Origin of the sequence: Streptococcus sp. DD11, assembly GCF_001578865.1 — a bacterium.
GTDB lineage: Bacteria > Bacillota > Bacilli > Lactobacillales > Streptococcaceae > Streptococcus > Streptococcus panodentis.
On record NZ_KQ969426.1, the window covers coordinates 1 to 637 of the forward strand.

Below are 637 nucleotides of genomic sequence, written 5' to 3' on the forward strand. Positions count from 1 at the left end.
AACCTCTGTTTGGAAATACGCCTTCAAGGTCTCTTGCAGTTTAGCTTGAAATTTATCCGTTGCTTTTTTCCAAACGAAGCTGTACTTGTTGGCATTGGCCTCTATCTTCGTCCCATCGATGAAGAGACAGTCCAGACTAATCAAGTCTTCCATCTTGAGGCGAAGATTGAGTTCAATGAAGAGATTTTTGATGAACTCTTCCATGCAGTCCGCCACACGAAAACGATTGATTGTCCGATAGCTGACAACATGGTGACCTGTCAAATAGCTCATAGCAAGATTTTCAGCCATGAGCTTTTCGATTTTACGACCAGAGAAAATTCCTTGCGAGTAAGCAAATAGCAGCGCAGATAAGAGCATTTTAGGATGATAGGAGGGCCGACCAAAATCGTGGTAGAAGGCAGCGAAACACTCCTCTTCCAGTTCATCAACCACCTTCTCGATAGTAAACACAATATGGTCTGGTGGTAAGCAAGAAGCAATTTCCAGTGGTAAAGTCGTTTGATTTGTGTTATAGTGGATATGCATGGGATAGCCTTTCTCATATTTTTTTGTCAACTATATTTTAGCAAGACTATCTCTTTAAAGCAAAAGGCAACGGCTGTTTTCTAGTCGTTGCTTTTTTTGAAGCCTTTTT

At 41.1% G+C, this 637-nt stretch carries 1 protein-coding gene; it reads right to left on the minus strand.

The window, feature by feature from the left end; genetic code table 11:
- A partial coding sequence (locus STRDD11_RS13255) for a transposase (RefSeq protein WP_164828514.1) occupies positions 1-528 on the minus strand: 528 nt, incomplete at its 3' end.
- Positions 529-637: the final 109 nt, after the last annotated feature.